We start from the raw sequence: 18149 nt of genomic DNA, 5'->3' as shown, positions 1-18149 counted from the left end.
GAAAGCTATTTTGAGTAGATTTTTTGGGCTTGAATGATTACTGTTCTTATGTAATCTTTGGCTGTTGAATCAGTAACTCCCATTTGTTTTGCTCTTTGAAATAGATCAGTTTCTTTTGGATTGGATAAATAACACCGTAAAAGGTAGTTTAGCCTATGAGATCTTTTTTCATCACTTTTCATAATCTTACTCTCTTTTAGTATTAAAAAGGCCAGAGGATTATGACATAACCAATTGATGAATAGTATCATAAAATTTGAATAAAAACATATGATCTTTTTTAAACAATACGAAAAAAAGAATGCAAATGAAACGAATTGAGGCAACTGTTCAAGCAACTAAAATTGGTGCAGTCACTGACGCAATTAAAGACATTGTAGGGGGATTCACCATTTTAGAAGGAAAAGGCAGAGGTTCTGGAGCCAGACAAGAAATGAGATCTGGTAGAGGAACCGGTCATGTAACTGCAGAATACAACCAGGTTGCAACTGTAAGTACAATTGTAGATGACTCAGACGTAGAAAAAATTTCCTCAGCAATTGCTGATGCAGCTTTTACTGGAAAAGGAGGAGACGGAATTATTGCCGTGTCCAATGTAGATAGCGTTCTGAATATAGCATCTAAAAAGAGTGGTCCTGAAGCCCTCTAATCATTTTCTTTTATCAAAACATACATTAGAAATTGAAAATATTACTGCTGAGAGGGTAACTACTCCTCTCAGGTTGGTATCCCTTTGGGGGACATGTTTTTTGAAGGGATAGCACATTATTACAATTTGAGTATAAAAGCAGAGGAGTTTGAAGGGTTATTGTTGACCTTCAATTCCCATGAGGGTCAGGGTTGATCTAATTTTAGGAATTTTTCTTATCTTCCAAGTAATGGTTTCACGAAGTGCTTCTACTTGACTTGATTCTACTTTAGCCAAAATATCGTATGCACCAAAGGTACCATGTACTTCAACAACACCTTCAATAGATTTTAGTTCTGAGATAACAGATTCTTCAGAACCTAGCTCACAATTTATGAGAACATAAGCTGTGGCCAATTATGACTCAACTCCGATTTTCATACTTAAAATGCTTTGTTGAAATATATAAGAATAATCCAATTTACTTAAAAATTTAAAGTGAAATCGAGATATAACTTGGATGAATGTAAAGATATTGTCAGTTTTTTGAAATATTTCTAAGATGGACTATAAGCATCTTTCATGATCTTTTCCAGTTCTTCAATATTTTTTGTCATAGTAATTTTAGAACGTAGTTTAGAACCACCTTTCAGTCCTTTAGTAAATCTCATTGCTTGACCTTTGATATTTGCAAATTTTATTTTGTATTGATTTGTAAGATGCAAATAATCAAAAAATGAATCCAGTCTATCATTGAATGTGTATTCTTTGTAAGAATTAGTTTTCAGATAATCATTAATTTGTTCAAAAAGGAAGGGATTACCCATTGCACCCCTACCAATCATAACATAATCACAATTAGTTCTATCAATCATATTTTTTGCTTCTTCAGGAGTTGTAATATCACCATTTCCAACAATCGGAATACTAGAAATTTCTTTGAGTTCTTTAATCATGTCCCAATCAGATTTTCCTGAATATCCTTGGCTTACAGTTCTTGGATGAAGAGTGATCATTTCAATTCCTTCATCTTCAGCAATTTCTGCAATATCTCTAAAGAGGAATTTGCTTGCTTCAGTTACTCCAGAACGAATCTTTAGAGTCACAGGTTTTTTAACTGCATTTACAAGTGTGCTGAAAATTTGTTGTGTTAAATTAACTTCTTGCAATAATGCACCACCTGCCATTTGTTGAGTAATGTGTGGAGCTGGACAGCCCATATTGTAATCAATAATATCAAAAAAAGGTTCTACAATTTTAGCTGCCTTTTCTAAGGCAATTAGATCAGAACCAAATAATTGAATTGATAATGGTCGTTCTTCATCAGAATATTCGATAAATTCTTGAATTGTTTTCATTTTTTCTTTAAGTTGATTTTCTTTTGCAATAATACTATGAATATTTGTAAATTCTGTCACCACTAATCCAGCCCCCATTTTTTTACATTGTAATCTAAGAGCTGGATCACTTACTCCTGCCATAGGAGCTAGAAATGCAAGACTGGAGAATTTTGGAAGCATGTTGAAATTTGTGGAGATTATGGATCTGGACAACCGTCTAAATCACGATCACCATCATAGTCTTCTGGATCTGATGGACACAAATCTTCGTCATTAATGATATCATCTAGGTCGTCATCATGGACAAATCTTTGTTGTTCTGGAGCAGTATCAGGACAACCATCATGATCATTGTATTTATTCCATGTTTCTGGATTTGTTGGACAAGAATCAATTGCATCATAGTATCCATCACCGTCAGAATCTGGTCGTGTAGGTGTAGTAGATTCTGCTGCCAATACATCAGGACAACCATCCCAATCTAGATAACCGTTATAGTTCTCTTGTTCATCAAGACAGGCATCTTTTCTATCATCTATTCCATCACCGTCAGAGTCGGCAAATATGTAAGACGGAATAGCAGTACTAATTGAATCTGGACAACCATCAGTATCTTGATAGAAATTATAAGTTTCAGGTTCTAGGGGACATGCATCTGAGATATTTGGAATACCATCTTGATCAGAATCTAATGTAAACACTAGTTTATCAGGGCAGCCATCTTTGTCTTGGAAGCCATTATACGTTTCAGGTTGAGCAGGACAAGAATCCAGAATGTCAGGAATTCCGTCACCGTCAGAATCTGCTGTGCGCTTGTTATCAGGAATTAGATCTGGACAGCCGTCTTCATCTAGATATCTATTGTAAGTTTCTTTAGAGTTAGGACATTGATCAACATTGTCAGTAATGCCATCAAAATCAGCATCGCCATAGGAATCATATGCTATAGTATCTGGACAACCGTCATCATCTTGGAAGCCATTATATTTTTCTCCAAGGGTAGGACATGAATCATATTCATCTGGAATTCCATCATAATCAGCATCTGGTAAAGCAGGTTTTGAAAAACCAGCAACATCAGGGCAACCGTCAGAATCTAAAAAGTCATTATAGTTTTCTGGTTCATTCAGACATTGATCCCATCTGTCATCGATTCCATCGCCGTCAAGATCAGGAAATACATAAGATGAAACAATAGAGTTAGATGAATCTGGACAGCCATCACCGTCTTTGAAGAAATTATAAGTTTCAGGTTCTAGTGGACATGCATCGGAGATATTTGGAATACCGTCTTGATCAGAATCAAGAAGAGAGTTGTTCTTATCAGGGCAACCATCTTGATCAGAAAATCCATTGAAAGTTTCTGGTTGGTTTGGACACAAATCAAGATTATCAACAATTCCATCGCCGTCAGAGTCATATGTTATTGAACCATCTGCTATCAAATCTGGACAACCATCTTGATCTTGGAATTTGTTGTAAGTTTCTTTTGAATAAGGACATACATCAAATTGATTTAAAATTCCATCACCGTCAGAATCACCAGAAATTGAAAGTTCAACTTCATCTGGACAACCGTCTTCATCTTGGAATTTGTTAAAATTTTCACGTTCAAATGGACATGCATCTACAGAATCAAGAATGCTATCATAATCAGAATCAATCAAACCATTAGAATCTGCACCAAGAACATCTGAACATCCATCCCAATCCAAGTATCCATTATAGTTTTCTGGTTCATTCAGACATTGATCCCATCTGTCGTCGATTCCGTCACCGTCAGTATCTGGGAATACATAAAGAGAATCAACAGTATCAACATTATCTGGACAGCCGTCAGTATCTTGATAGAAATTATAGGTTTCAGGTTCTAGTGGACATGCATCAAGACCATCGGAAATTCCATCTCTGTCACTATCTCTCAAACTAGAAGCATCATCAGGACAACCGTCTTTGTCATCAAATCCATTGAAAGTTTCTGGCCTGTTTGGACATAAATCCATAAAATCAGGATAACCATCACCGTCAGAATCAGTAATTCCTTGTTTACCTTCAGGAGATAAATCAGGACAACCGTCTTCATCTTGGAATTTATTGTAATTTTCTTTAACAGTTGGACAATCATCGATATGATCTTGGATTCCATCATAATCAGCATCATACCATGGTACAAAATCAGCAGGACAACCGTCTATGTTATTGCCATATTCTGGATCATAGTCTTCGAGAAGATGTGGACATTGATCTAAATTATTTGGAACACCGTCACCATCAGTATCTATTGGATCAGCAGCAAAAACACTTGAAGGCATCATTCCAATAGTAGAGGTTAGTAAAAGTAAAAATCCTAAAAGATATTGTTTTTTCATTCTATCTGACTCCGCTATTATCAAGTATTTATTAAGTCTCACGTTAAATAGATTCTTCTAAAATTAGAAATTTGAGGAGACTATGGATCAGGACAACCGTCTAAATCACGGTCACCATCATAGTCTTCTGGATCAAATGGACACAAATCTTCGTCATTAATGATATCATCTAGGTCGTCGTCATGCACAAATCTTTGTTGTTCTGGAGCAGTATCAGGACAACCATCCCAATCTAGATATTTGTTCCATGTTTCAGGACTAGTTGGACAAGAATCAGTTACATCAGGATAGCCATCACCGTCAGAATCAGCATATGTAGGAGTAGTTGATTCTGCACCAGGTACATCAGGACATCCATCCCAATCTAGATAATCATTATAATTTTCTGGCTCATCAATACAGGAATCCCATCTGTCTTCAATTCCATCACCGTCAGTATCTGGGAATTGGTATTGTGGGTTAACAGTATCTGCAGAATCAGGACAGCCGTCAGAATCTTGGAATTTATTATAAGTTTCAGGTTCTAGTGGACATGCATCAAATACATCTGGAATTCCATCTCCGTCAGTATCTAGGTTTGATGCAACTTTGTCAGGACAGCCGTCAGAATCTAAGAAGCCATTGTATGTTTCTGGTTGGTTTGGACATGAATCAATAATATCAGGAATGCCATCACCGTCAGTATCTGCAGTCATTTTATTGTCAGCAATATAATCCGGACAACCGTCTTCATCTTGGAATTTATTGTAAGATTCTTTTGCATTAGGACATTGATCTAAATCATCATAGATACCATCACCATCAGAGTCACCAATAGTTTTGTAATCAATACCATCAGGACAACCGTCATCATCTTCAAAGCCATTGTATCTTTCAGCTAATGTTGGACATTGATCTAAATGATCTGCAAGTCCATCGTAATCAGCATCAAGCATATCACTTCCAGTTACTCCTTTAACATCAGGACATCCATCCCAATCTAGATAATCATTATAATTTTCTGGCTCATCAATACAGGAATCCCATCTGTCTTCAATTCCATCACCGTCAGTATCTGGGAATTGGTATTGTGGGTTAACAGTATCTGCAGAATCAGGACAGCCGTCAGAATCTTGGAATTTATTATAAGTTTCAGGTTCTAGTGGACATGCATCAAGCACATCAATAATACCATCAAAATCTTTATCGGAATTTGAATTCTTGTCAGGACAGCCGTCAGAATCTAAGAAACCATTGTATGTTTCTGGTTGGTTTGGACATAAATCAAGATTATCAATTATTCCATCTCCGTCAGTATCAAATGCAAATTTGTTATCTGCAACATAATCAGGACATCCATCAGCATCTTGGAATTTATTATAGGTTTCAGGACTGAATGGACAAGAATCTAAGTTATCAGGAATGCCATCGCCATCTACATCTCCAGTTAATTTTAATTGTAATTCATCTGGACAACCGTCAGAATCTTGGAATTTATTGTAATTTTCACGATCTAAAGGACATTCATCGACATCATCTGGAATTCCGTCATAATCAGCGTCTGGTGCTTCTAAGGAAGTAACACCAGGTACATCAGGACATCCATCCCAATCTAGATAATCATTATAATTTTCTGGCTCATCAATACAGGAATCCCATCTGTCTTCAATTCCATCACCGTCAGTATCTGGGAATTGGTATTGTGGCTTAACAGTATCTGCAGAGTCAGGGCAACCGTCAGAATCTTGGAATTTGTTATAAGTTTCAGGTTCTAGTGGACATGCATCAAGACCATCGGAAATTCCATCACGATCAGAATCTTTTTGAGTCATAGCATTATCAGGGCAACCGTCTTTGTCATCAATTCCATTGAATGTTTCTGGTCTGTTTGGACATGAATCCATAAAATCAGGATAACCATCACCGTCAGAATCAGCAATTCCTTTTGGCGTGTTAGGAGATAAATCTGGACAACCGTCATCATCTTGGAATTTGTTGTAAGTTTCTTTTACAGTTGGACAATCATCGATATGATCTTCTACACCATCATAATCAGCATCATACCATGGTACAAAATCAGCAGGACAACCGTCTATGTTATTGCCATATTCTGGATCATAGTCTTCGAGAAGATGTGGACATTGATCTAAATTATTTGGAACACCGTCACCATCAGTATCTATTGGATCAGCAGCAAAAACACTTGAAGGCATCATTCCAATAGTAGAGGTTAGTAAAAGTAAAAATCCTAAAAGGTATTGTTTTTTCATCTAGATACACCTATGAGTCTGGACATCCATCTGTATCTCTATCACCGTCATAATCCTCAGGTTCTAGAGGACATATGTCATTTTCATTGATAATGTCATCTAAGTCAGCATCATGTTTGTATCTAGATTGCTCAGGTGCAATATCTGGACAACCGTCATGATCATTGTATTTGTTCCAAGATTCTTTCTCATTTGGACATAAATCAATTGTATCGCTTATACCATCTTGATCACTGTCTACAGTTACATTTCCTATTGGGATAGTGTCAGGACAACCGTCATAGTCAACATATCTGTTCCAAACCTCATTTTGTTGTGGACACATATCCATTACATCTGGAACACCATCACCGTCAGAATCAGGCTGAGTATCATCTACATCAGGACAACCGTCATCATCTTGGAATCCATTATAATTTTCAGCTACTAATGGACATTTGTCTTTAACATCATTAATTCCATCATTATCAGAATCAACTACAAATGATTTTGAAACTGTGTCAGGACAACCGTCATCATCTTGGAATTTGTTGTAAGTTTCTTTTGCAGTTGGACATGCATCGATGGCATCTGGGATACCATCCATATCTCTGTCATTCTTTAAAATATAATCATCAGGGCAACCATCTCTATCTAAAATTCCATTATAGGTTTCTGGTTGATTTGGACAATGATCATCATAATCATTTATTCCGTCATTATCAGAATCTGGAGTACCTTTGTTATCTCCTACATAATCAGGACAGCCATCTAGATCTTGGAATTTGTTGTAAGTTTCTGGAACAAATGGACATTTATCAGATTTGTCAGGAATTCCATCAAAGTCAGAATCTAAAGAAGTAATAAAGTCAGGATAATCAGGACAGCCATCTTCATCTAGATATCCATTATATCTTTCTCTAACAAGTGGACATTGATCTACAGAATCTAAAATTCCATCACGATCAGAATCAGATTCTGTAGGGTTATCTGGGCAACCATCATGATCTTGATAACGATTCCAAGTTTCTGGATCTGATGGACATTGATCTAATGTATCTCTTATACCGTCACCATCAGAATCCAATACTGAAAGATCTGGACAACCATCTTGGTCTTGATAACCATTGAAAGTTTCTGGTTGAAGAGGACATTTGTCATTCAAATCAGCAATACCGTCACCATCATTATCTAATCCTAATAATCCACCTTTGCCATCTGGACAACCGTCATCATCTTGAATATTGTTGTAAGTTTCTTTTGCAGTTGGACATGCATCTAAATTATCTGGAACGCCATCTCCATCTCTGTCAGATGAAGAATCATTATCTGGACAACCATCTCTATCAAAAATACCATTGAAAGTTTCTGGTTGATTTGGACATAAATCATTGTAATCATTTATTCCATCACCATCTGAATCAGGAATTCCTTTATCAGAGGTTACAAAGTCTGGACAACCGTCATCATCTTGGAATTTATTGTAAGTTTCTTTTACAGTTGGACATTGATCAATACTGTTTGGAATTCCATCAAGATCAGAATCATTGTCACTTGAGTAAGGAGGAATGTCTGGACAACCGTCATCATCTTCAAAACCATTGTAACGTTCTGGTTCTAATGGACAAGCATCATTAGCATCCATAATTCTGTCACCATCAGCATCATTTAGTGTACCATCAAATGGAGGAATACTATCTGGACAACCGTCATAATCAGAAAATCTATTGAATGTTTCAGGATGATCAGGACATATATCAAACTGATCTGCAATTCCATCACCATCTCTATCATTAAATGAAGAATCTAAAGAAACATCTGGACAACCATCTAAATCTCTATAACCATTGTATACTTCTGGTTCATTTATACACAAATCAATTTTATCTTGTATTCCATCATTATCGGTATCAATAAAAGCAGAATCCTTCAAAGTATCAGGACAACCATCTTCATCTTGGAATCGATTATAGTTTTCAGCACTTAATGGACATTGATCAGCAAAGTCTGGAACTCCATCTCTATCTCTATCACCGGAACCATAACTATCTGGACAACCATCTCTATCTAAAACACCATTGAAAGTTTCTGGTTGATTTGGACATAAGTCAACTAAGTCGATAAAACCATCACCATCTGAATCTGGTGCACCACCAGGTCCTGTACCAGGTAAAGTATCAGGACAACCGTCTTCATCTTGGAATTTATTGTAATGTTCTCTAAGATTTGGACATTGATCAATATGATCTTCTATACCGTCATAATCTTCATCATACCAAGGTACAAAATTTGATGGACATCCATCCACAGTACCTTCATAGTCTTCTTGTAAATTTGGACAGGCATCAACAGAGTTCTCAATACCGTCATTATCAAAGTCATCAACGGCAGCAAAAGCAGGATTTATGGGCATACTAGTTAATGTGGTTACAAGTAACAATAGGAAAGATATCGAGTGTATTTTGTTCAAAGCCTAAAAATACGTCGAGGATCCAGTTATTAAACCTCACTCTAGAATCGACTAAAAATATCAAAAGTTTTGGGAAAAGTTTCCATGTTGGACAAAAAACTCGATCAATTTAAGTAAACCAAAACACGATCTGAACTCATGAGTTGTTCTGGGGAAACAATTGAAGAGGATGAAGGTCTAATTCAGATCAAACCTGCAATATCAGAACAACTGAAAAAAGCTAAGTATGGTGTAGCTGATCATTCTACTGTAGAATTATGTCATTGGACAAAAAAATCATTCAAACATGAAGGAAGTTGTTACAAACACAAATTTTATGGAATTTCTACTCACAGGTGCATGGAATTTTCTCCAGCTGGAATGCATTGTGAAAATAGATGTGTGTATTGCTGGAGACCAATGGAATTTTATGATTCAATGAAGATGGAACCAGAACAAGTTGCAGAACCTGAAGAAATTTTAAGTAAATTAATGGCTGAAAGAAAAAAATTAATCAATGGATATTATGGAGATTCAAGAAATGATAAACAAAGATTAGATGAATCATTACTACCTAGCCATTATGCAATTTCATTATCTGGAGAACCTACAATGTATCCTAAACTTCCACAATTAATCAAGTATCTAAATTCACTTGAAGCTACAAAATCAATTTTCCTTGTAACAAATGGACAAGAACCAGATATGATTCAAAAACTACAAGACGAAGATGCATTACCAACACAATTGTATTTGTCAACAAATGCTTCAGATTATGAATCATTTATGAGAATAAACAAGCCAAAATATGATGACTCTTGGGAGCGATGGAATAGAACTTTGGACATGTTAAAGAATTTGGATACTAGGACAGTGTTACGAATTACTTTGATTAGAGGTTATAATGATCAAAAAGAAGGGATTCCAGCTTTTGCTGAAATGTTCAGAAAAGCAAGTCCGCATTTTATTGAAATTAAATCTTACATGCATATTGGTCGTTCAACAAATAGATTAGAACATGATAATATGTTAGAAATGGAAGAAGTAAAGAAATTCAGTCAAGAAATTGCAAAGCAAAGTAAAATATTTTCAGTAATGGATGAAAGTATTGTTTCAAGGATTTCAATATTACAAAACAATGAACGGTTTATTGATCGTTTTATTCCTTCTTACGTAAATACCATTTAGAAAATTTTTTGAGTGCAATATATCTATGAGAGATTTTATTTTTATTATTCATGACAGCAAATGTTTTTGTTGAATTGTTTGGAATGAAAATTGGGTCATATCCCCAACCTTTTCCTTTTTGAGTTTTAGAAATTTTTCCACAAAGTTGTCCTTGAAAAGATTTGAGAGTTGTTTTATCACAATAAGTAATTATTGAAACAAATTTTGCTTTTCTTTTATTATTTAACAAATTGAGAATGCCTTTATTTCCAATTGTTTTAAAAACATAAGAAGAGTATGGACCTGGAAATCCTTCTATTGAATCAATAAACAATCCATCATCTTCAATGATTACAGGTTTATGGAATTTAGAAAATGCATCTTTTGCTTTTGCCAGTGCAATTTTTTGTAGTGAATGAGATTGAAGTTCTTTCAAATTAGATTTTAAAAATCTAAGATTAATCCCATGAAGATTTAGAATGCTTTGGGCTTCAAGAAATTTGTGCTTGTTGGAAGATACAAAATATAGATCATACGACTTGTGCATATCGACCACGACTTTCAATATCTGAAACTAGTTTAGTTATTTTTCTATAATAGGCATCGCCTACAATAGATTTGTATCCATAAAGGAAGTTTTTCCATGACGGAATCATAATTTTTGCATGTGCACTATTAAGAATTTCTTTAATTAATCTCAAATCAACAGCGTGATCTTCAGGTTTAATTGAAATCTGAGATAACCCAAAATCAATGACATATACTTTATTTTGAAACAAAATAAAATTTGAGGTTGTCAAATCTCCATGCATTATTCCGTTCTTGTGTAATTTCCCAACTAATTTTCCAATCTCTTTTGACAATTCAATTATTTTTCGTTCAGGTAAATCATGAATTGGTTTCCCAGAGATTTCTTGCATTATTATTGAAGTTTTATCTAGATTTACAAAATAAACAAGTGGAGTAGGTATACCATATGATTTTACAAGTGAAAGCATTTGAGATTCTTTGATTGTTCTTTGTTTACGAATTTTTGAATCAAGTGAAAAATTTCGGTATCTTTTAATTTTCCTTATTTTTAAAATTGCTTTAGAATTTTGCCATTTAGTTTGATAGATATCAGCTTCAGCTCCTTTCTTAAGTAATTTCATTAACATTATATCCTGAGGAATTCAATAAAAGTCAATCATGGATGAAGGAGAAAAAAGGATAAAGCAGGAAGATTGTAGCGAAGACAAATTAGGAGCAGGAATTTTAACATTAACAAATAAGAGGATAGCATTTGACAAAACAAATGCAAGGATTATGGATTTTTCAAAACATTTTGGAGAAACAATCTTGGATATTTCGTTAGATAAAATTACAAAAACATGGAAAGAAGGCTTGTTAATGAAAAAAGTTTGTTTTACAGCAAAAACAGATGAAGGAGAACAAACTTACAAATTTGGAGTTTTTAATACAAAAAGCTGGGTAAAGATCATTGATCAAACTATCAGTGAAAACAAAAATCAATAATCTACCTTAACAGAATCTAATCTCCAAGACTGAGTCACAAAAGTATCTTTTAAAGAAACGCCTTCTTTAATTTGAGATTCCAATAAACCAGTCCAACAAATTTGACTTCCACAATCACCCGCATATCTTAATGGTACAACGAAAAAACCACAGCCATGTCTCTTACAAACATCTTGTAGCATTTCTGATAATCGTTTGTTTGCTGCAACTCCACCTACAATCATTAACTCTTTTTTTCTTGTAAAAGATAATGCACGTTCAACTGCTTCACTAATCATTGCAAATGCAGTTTCTTGGAGTGAATAGCATGCATCTTCTTTACTTTTCAAGGCAACAGATTTTGTGGCAGATAATAATCCAGAAAAAGATACGTCATTTCCTTTTACAGAATAAGGTAAGGTAACATAATTTGAAGATGTAGTTGCCAATTCTTCTATATTTTTTCCACAAGGGGAAGCATATCCAATTGATCGTCCGAATTGATCAAGCAATTGACCCAATGTAATATCCAAGGTTTCACCAAAAACTCTCCATTGTTTATTTAAAAATGCCAAAAGCATTGTATGTCCTCCAGATACTAAAAGTACCAATGGATTAGTTGCTCCAGTTAGCAACTTTCCTAATTCAATATGTCCAATTGCATGATTAACTGGATAGATTGGAATTTTGTAAAATGATGATAAAGATCTTGCAACTACAGCACCAACTCGTAAGCAAGGACCCAAACCAGGGCCAGCTGCATATGAAACAATGTCTAAATCAGTGATTGAAACGTTTGCTTCTTTAAGACAGTCAGATAAAACAATAGAACTATTATCAATATGATGTCTAGAGGCTTCACGTGGATGAATTCCTTCACCTTCTTCAGGACGATAGATTTTTCTAACATCAGATAATATTTTGCCTTTTTTTCCTTTTTTTTCTATAATAGCACATGAAAATGTGTGAGCTGTGCTTTCAATTCCAAGGCCTAACATATTATCCATGACTTAGAGTTGAAACAATTTTGATGACGTCGCCATTTTTTAGTTTTTGATCACCACTAATCCGTTGTTTTGTCTTACAGTCAATTGCATGTAAGAATCCCTTTGCAATGTCGGCATGAATCAAGCTTGCCAAATCTTTAGCGGTGGAATCTTGTGGAATTAATTTTGTATCAGGCAAAATAATTCCATCTTTATTGGTCAATTTTGTCTCGTCTTCAACAGGATACACTACAATAAATTTTAGAGAATCAAAAACTGCAGTGTTTAGTATTTTTTGGATTCCAGTAGAAGGGATCTTTGAAAAAACAGATTTTACAAGTTCAAGAGCTTTTTGTTGAGGTAGGGGGATTTCTTTTCCATCAACAACGGTAAATCCTTCATCGCCAGATGAATAATTTACAATACCAGCTTTTGATGCTTTTCGTAATAATAATTCAGTTTCAGCACTACATGGAATAACAATATCTGAAATTTTTTTTAGGATATCTAGATCTTGACATAGATCAGCTTTGTTTGCAGCAATAATCATAGGTTTTGTACTTTTTCTCAATTCTTTAACAAAAGTTTCAATGTCTACATCTTCCCATTCCTTAGGATTTTTAGCCATAAATCCCAACCTTTGAAGAATTTCTTGAACTTGAAAATCTTTAATTCCCAACCCAGAAAATCTTTTTGCAATTCCATCAGTGAGTTTTGCACGCTTTTGATCTATTTCACGAGTTATTTTATCCCATTCTCTTTTCAAAATATCTGCAAACCATTGATCAAATTCATCTTGAACAAAGACAACATCTTCTAAGGGGTTATGAGTTCCAGGCGGTACAGGTTGTCCTTGAATATCAGTGGTTCCAGCAATATCAACAACATGAATTAAAACTTCAGCTTGTCTTGCATCATCAAGGAATTGATTTCCTAATCCTTTTCCTTCATGCGCGCCAGGAACTAGTCCAGCAACGTCAATTAGCTTGACTGGAATGAATCTAGTTCCATTTACACATAATTCATTATCATGTTTGATATCAAAATGTTTACAAGCACAATCTGCTTTCACGTATGCAACTCCTATATTTGGCTCAATTGTTGTAAATGGAAAGTTTCCTGATGGTACAGGAGTTTCAGTTGCTGCTGAGAAGAAGGTAGATTTCCCTACATTTGCTTTACCCAATAAACCAATTTGCAATAATGTGAAAAATCCAATTCTACTTATTAGTATTGCAGAAATCGTTTAATCACCTCCTTACAAATTCATTATATGTCAATAGTCATTACAGGTAATCCAGGAGTAGGCAAGCACACCATTTCAAAAGAACTTGCAAAAAAATTGCAGTTAAAAATTATAGATATTAATCAAATTGCAAAGAATTCAGGGCTATTTGAAAAAAATAATGAATCAAATGATGTAGATACTGAAAAGTTAAAAGAAATTTTAAAACAAGAAATTTCTTCTGATTGTATTATAGTAGGACATTTGGCCCCATATGTTTTAGATAAAGAACAAGTAAAAACAGCAATAGTTTTGCGACGTAGCCCATATGATTTAATCCAAGTTTACAAACAACGTGAATATTCAGATAAAAAAAGTAAGGAAAATACAGGAAGTGAAATTTTAGGGGTGATTACACACAATTCAATTAATCAATTTAACGAGAAGACTTTTCAGATTAATGTAACTGGTAAAGAGATTCAAGACGTGGTAAACAAAATAGAATCAATTATTTTAGGAAATCTTCAGGGGGAGGATGTAGATTGGTTAGAACTGGTTACGAATAGGAATGATTTGAAAAAGTTTTTTGTTGATTGATTAAATAACACCTTTTAATTTGAGAAATTACTTGTTTGAGATTTCAAAGACAGATTTAGCTGGTAGGATAGGTATGATTGAAACAAATCATGGAAAGATTGAGACACCAGCATATGTTCCAGTAATTCACCCAGTAAAACAAACTATTCCTTCAAAAAAAATTAAAGAAATTGGATTTGATTTAGTAATTACAAATGCATACATAACAAGAAACAGTTATGGTGAAAAGGCAATCAAAAAAGGAATTCATAAAATTATTGATTATGACAGAGGAATAATGACAGATTCTGGAGGATATCAAGTATTAGAATATGGTGACGTTCCAGTTTTACCAAAAGAGATGGCAGATTTTGAAAAAGGAATAATGACAGATTTTGCCATACCACTTGATAAACCAACAGGATTCGGACTTCCAATTAAAAAAGCAGAAGCATATGTCAAACACACCTTAGAAGTTTGTAAACAGACACTTGATGATAGTGAAGATAACGGACAGATATGGATTGGACCAATTCAGGGCGGAGAACATTTTGATCTTGTTGCAAAATCAACAAAGAATCTAGTTAAGATTGGATACAAGATGTTAGCATTGGGCAGTCCTGTTGAGTTTATGGAGTCATATGAATACAAATTATTAGCTCAGATGATTGTAGCAGCCAAAAAACAGATTCCACACAACATTCCTTTGCATCTATTTGGTGCAGGACATCCATTAACTATTCCCTTTGCTGTTGCGTTAGGATGTGATACATTTGATTCTGCATCGTATATGCTATATGCAAAACAAGATAGATACATCACAGAAGACGGAACACGTTATTTGTCAGACATTGTGTTTTTTCCATGTAATTGTGAGATTTGTTCAAAATATACTCCTGATGAATTACGTCAATTGGAACAAACTGAAAAAATCAATGAATTGGCAATTCATAACCTTTACGCAATAAAATTAGAGGTGGAAAAGGTCAAACAGGCTATTCATGAAGGAAGATTATGGGAATATGTCATCAAAAAGGCAAGAGCCCATCCAAAGCTATATGAAATGATAGAAGTGATGACAGAAAATGTAGAATTTTTAAAAGTTGGTACACCAAAATTCAAAGAAAAGGCAATTTTTCTATACGATAAAGAAGATCAATATAGACCTGAAGTTCAGTCATTTCACAAAATTGTAAGAGAATTCAAATCAAAGAAAAAGAAATTACTTGTTACAAAAGAATCATCAACAAAACCAGGATATCTGTCACATCAATTTGTAAATCTTTCAAAAAAACTCAAAGATTTTGATGAATTGCAAGTTTGTCAATACAATCCACATTTGGGATTAATACCAATTGAGATATCTGATATTTTTCCTGCAGCACATCATGAGACAGCAAGAATAAATTTTGAACCTCAAGAATTTCTAGAATTTGAAAAGACATGGAAAAAATTCTTTGAAAATAATAAATTTATAGAGATTAGATATGACAAAGAAGATGAGTTTCTAAAATATTTTACAAAGAAATTGCCTAAAGAGATAAAGAAAAAATCTGCATGATTTAAGATTTAAAATCATACTAGAAAAAATGATCACAGATACATTTTGAAAATTAAAAATAAGAAAAAAGAATGTGCTAAAAGATTCTGCTTATAATGCAGCGTCTTCTGCCCAACCTTTGATGAAGATACCGTTTTTGTGAAGAGGTACTGGTTGTCCAGCTGTGTAATTCATTGGTCTCATCCAAAAGATTGATTTTGTTGGGCATACACCGATGCATGCACCATCAGAAATACATCTTTCTGGGTAGAAGACAAATGCTTTACCTCTCTTCCAGCCTTCAACTGGTTTTACTCTAAGGACATCTGGACCAAGAGTTGTACAGATTTCTACACATAGTGCACATCCGATACATCTTTGTTCATCAATGTCTGGAAGTATTGCTATTGGCATTACAAAATTAAGAATGGTTGGTGACTATTTAAACCATGATTGAAATTCATAACCCTGTTATGAAAATGATCGATGCAAAAAACATGCACAGAGTTTAGACTAAAAAATTAAAAAACAAAAAGATAACGTGTCTTGCACGTTTATTTTCTCATTGCATCTATTTGACCAGAAGTAACCCAGTCAAGTAGTTCTGCTGAAGAAGGATTAAGGTCTGCTTTCTGATTCATCAGATTGTTAACCCAAATCCAGTTAATTTGGTTTAGGAGTGGTTTGTTTGCTTCGTCACCTGCACGTGTTTTAGCGACGACGGCTTGATCTTGTTGTCCTAACCATTCTTGGAAGCTTCTTCCCATGACGATCGAATCTTAGCTTACACTAATTAAAGCTTTTGTAGATTCTATGAAAGGCATAATGATCGGATCGCTTCAGAGAAGGTTTTAACGTAGATAAAAATTCATCATAATTCTTGAATGTTAAAGTTTTAGGAGCTGCTAATGAGGTTGGCAGATCAGGGTTTTTAGTTGATTGTAATGGGACTAAATTACTATTAGATTATGGGGTAATGTTTGGACGAAGAGGTACGCCACCACAATATCCACTTCATGTCAAACCAAAAGATTTGGATGCAATAATAATTACTCATGCTCATCTGGACCACTCAGGAAATGTTCCATCTCTTTTTGTTAGCGGGAATACAGATGTATACGCAACTCCACCTACATTTGATCTTTCAAAGTTATTAATTGAAGATATGCTAAAAATTGAAAAAAATGCCCATCCATTTGATCTTCCTGAAGTAAATAATATGATGAAAAATGCAAAAGAGATCGGATTTAAACAAAAAGTTACCAAAGGAAATGCTACCTTTGAATTAAGAGAATCAGGTCATGTGATAGGTGGGAGTACAGTGTTAGTAGAATCCGAGAAAAAACGTCTTTTCTATACAGGAGATATCAAAACAAATGGTTCAAGAATGTTACGAGAAATGGATTTGGATGTTGGAGAAATTGATTTGTTAATTACTGAAAGCACTTATGCAAAGACAGAACAAAAACCAAGAAAAGAATCAGAAAGAGAACTAATAGAATTTGCAAATGAAGTGATGGATAGAAAAGGAACATTATTTATTCCATCATTTTCAGTTGAGCGTTCTCAAGAAATTGCTTGTATTTTAAGAAGTTCAAACTTTAAACATAGAATTATCATGGATGGGATGGCACTGAAAGTCAATGAAATAATGTTTAAACATCCAGATTATTTGAGAGATCCAAAAGTATTTTCAGATGCTATCAAAAGTGCAACATCAATTAGAGAACATACTGAAAGAAAAAGAGCAATGGAAGAACCATGTGTTGTAATTTCTCCTGCAGGAATGTTAGTAGGTGGAAATGCTGTATACTATTTACAACAATTATCGTTTGATAGTAAAAATGGAATAGCACTCGTTTCTTATCAAGGAGAAGGAACACCAGGCAAAAAATTGCTAGATACGGGAATGGTTTCAACTAGAGGTAAAGATCTAAAAGTATCAGCTGAAGTAAAACAATTTCAATTTTCGGGTCATGCAGATAGAAAAGAGCTATTTGATATGATCAAAAAAATTAAAGGAAATCCCAAAGTATGTACTGTTCATGGAGATACGGAATCTTGTGAGATGTTTGCCAAGGAAATTCATGAACAATTTGGTCTAGAGACATTTTCACCTGCAGTAAATGATGAAATTACTGTATAAG

General features: G+C 34.4%; 17 protein-coding genes. 6 read left to right on the top strand and 11 right to left on the bottom strand.

Annotated elements, in window-relative coordinates:
• Positions 1-307: 307 nt before the first annotated feature.
• Positions 308-649: a P-II family nitrogen regulator gene (locus K5781_RS05655; protein ID WP_297441654.1), complete on the top strand. Its 342-nt coding sequence runs from the start codon at positions 308-310 to the stop codon at positions 647-649.
• A 156-nt stretch (positions 650-805) separates the two neighbouring features.
• On the opposite strand, the gene K5781_RS05650 is transcribed toward K5781_RS05655, so the two are convergent.
• The 5 genes from K5781_RS05650 to K5781_RS05630 form a co-directional block, all read right to left on the bottom strand.
• A complete protein-coding gene (locus tag K5781_RS05650; RefSeq protein WP_179362489.1) occupies positions 806-1045 on the bottom strand; it encodes an Lrp/AsnC ligand binding domain-containing protein in 240 nt (79 codons plus the stop codon).
• A 140-nt stretch (positions 1046-1185) separates the two neighbouring features.
• Positions 1186-2148, bottom strand: coding sequence for a tRNA dihydrouridine synthase DusB (gene dusB / locus K5781_RS05645; RefSeq protein WP_297441746.1), 963 nt, complete (start codon positions 2146-2148; stop codon positions 1186-1188).
• A gap of 17 nt (positions 2149-2165) precedes the next feature.
• Positions 2166-4337: a thrombospondin type 3 repeat-containing protein gene (locus K5781_RS05640; RefSeq protein ID WP_297441650.1), complete on the bottom strand. Its 2172-nt coding sequence runs from the start codon at positions 4335-4337 to the stop codon at positions 2166-2168.
• An 80-nt stretch (positions 4338-4417) separates the two neighbouring features.
• On the bottom strand, positions 4418-6586 hold the full coding sequence (locus K5781_RS05635; protein WP_297441648.1) for a thrombospondin type 3 repeat-containing protein: 2169 nt from the start codon (positions 6584-6586) through the stop codon (positions 4418-4420).
• A gap of 10 nt (positions 6587-6596) precedes the next feature.
• The gene (locus K5781_RS05630; protein WP_297441744.1) at positions 6597-8978 is read right to left on the bottom strand and encodes a thrombospondin type 3 repeat-containing protein; all 2382 of its coding nucleotides are present in this window, start codon (positions 8976-8978) and stop codon (positions 6597-6599) included.
• A gap of 195 nt (positions 8979-9173) precedes the next feature.
• On the opposite strand from K5781_RS05630, the gene twy1 reads away from it, so the two are divergent.
• Entirely contained in the window at positions 9174-10202 is a 1029-nt protein-coding gene (gene twy1 / locus K5781_RS05625) for a 4-demethylwyosine synthase TYW1 (RefSeq protein WP_297441646.1), read from the top strand.
• Here the strand turns inward: twy1 and rdgB are convergent.
• Both rdgB and K5781_RS05615 read right to left on the bottom strand, forming a co-directional pair.
• On the bottom strand, positions 10174-10728 hold the full coding sequence (gene rdgB, locus K5781_RS05620) for an RdgB/HAM1 family non-canonical purine NTP pyrophosphatase (RefSeq protein ID WP_297441644.1): 555 nt from the start codon (positions 10726-10728) through the stop codon (positions 10174-10176). The two genes, twy1 and rdgB, sit on opposite strands and share 29 nt — an antisense overlap.
• Positions 10712-11332, bottom strand: a complete 621-nt coding sequence (locus K5781_RS05615; RefSeq protein ID WP_297441642.1) for a KEOPS complex kinase/ATPase Bud32 — start codon at positions 11330-11332, stop codon at positions 10712-10714. The genes rdgB and K5781_RS05615 overlap by 17 nt, the downstream gene beginning before the upstream one ends.
• A gap of 37 nt (positions 11333-11369) precedes the next feature.
• Between K5781_RS05615 and K5781_RS05610 the strand changes: the two genes are divergently transcribed.
• Positions 11370-11696, top strand: a complete 327-nt coding sequence (locus K5781_RS05610) for a hypothetical protein (protein ID WP_297441640.1) — start codon at positions 11370-11372, stop codon at positions 11694-11696.
• Here K5781_RS05610 and kae1 read toward each other — a convergent pair.
• The gene (gene kae1, locus K5781_RS05605; protein WP_366848003.1) at positions 11690-12673 is read right to left on the bottom strand and encodes a KEOPS complex N(6)-L-threonylcarbamoyladenine synthase Kae1; all 984 of its coding nucleotides are present in this window, start codon (positions 12671-12673) and stop codon (positions 11690-11692) included. The genes K5781_RS05610 and kae1 overlap by 7 nt on opposite strands.
• A gap of 1 nt (position 12674) precedes the next feature.
• Positions 12675-13862: a redox-regulated ATPase YchF gene (locus K5781_RS05600; protein WP_297441636.1), complete on the bottom strand. Its 1188-nt coding sequence runs from the start codon at positions 13860-13862 to the stop codon at positions 12675-12677.
• Between the two features lie 72 nt (positions 13863-13934).
• On the opposite strand from K5781_RS05600, the gene K5781_RS05595 reads away from it, so the two are divergent.
• Entirely contained in the window at positions 13935-14483 is a 549-nt protein-coding gene (locus tag K5781_RS05595) for an AAA family ATPase (protein ID WP_297441634.1), read from the top strand.
• A 31-nt stretch (positions 14484-14514) separates the two neighbouring features.
• Positions 14515-16023: a tRNA guanosine(15) transglycosylase TgtA gene (tgtA, locus tag K5781_RS05590; RefSeq protein ID WP_297441632.1), complete on the top strand. Its 1509-nt coding sequence runs from the start codon at positions 14515-14517 to the stop codon at positions 16021-16023.
• Positions 16024-16113: 90 nt separating this feature from the next.
• Here tgtA and K5781_RS05585 read toward each other — a convergent pair whose 3' ends face one another.
• Together K5781_RS05585 and K5781_RS05580 are read right to left on the bottom strand one after the other, a co-directional pair.
• On the bottom strand, positions 16114-16416 hold the full coding sequence (locus K5781_RS05585) for a 4Fe-4S binding protein (protein ID WP_007403030.1): 303 nt from the start codon (positions 16414-16416) through the stop codon (positions 16114-16116).
• 140 nt (positions 16417-16556) lie between these two features.
• Positions 16557-16769, bottom strand: coding sequence for a hypothetical protein (locus K5781_RS05580; protein ID WP_012215921.1), 213 nt, complete (start codon positions 16767-16769; stop codon positions 16557-16559).
• Between the two features lie 113 nt (positions 16770-16882).
• Between K5781_RS05580 and K5781_RS05575 the strand changes: the two genes are divergently transcribed.
• Positions 16883-18148: an MBL fold metallo-hydrolase gene (locus tag K5781_RS05575; RefSeq protein ID WP_297441619.1), complete on the top strand. Its 1266-nt coding sequence runs from the start codon at positions 16883-16885 to the stop codon at positions 18146-18148.
• The last annotated feature ends 1 nt before the right edge of the window (position 18149 follow it).

It is taken from the genome of Nitrosopumilus sp. (genome assembly GCF_025699255.1).
In the GTDB taxonomy this organism is placed as follows: domain Archaea; phylum Thermoproteota; class Nitrososphaeria; order Nitrososphaerales; family Nitrosopumilaceae; genus Nitrosopumilus.
Note: the sequence above shows the minus strand (reverse complement) of the source record. Positions and strands in the feature narration are given on the sequence as shown.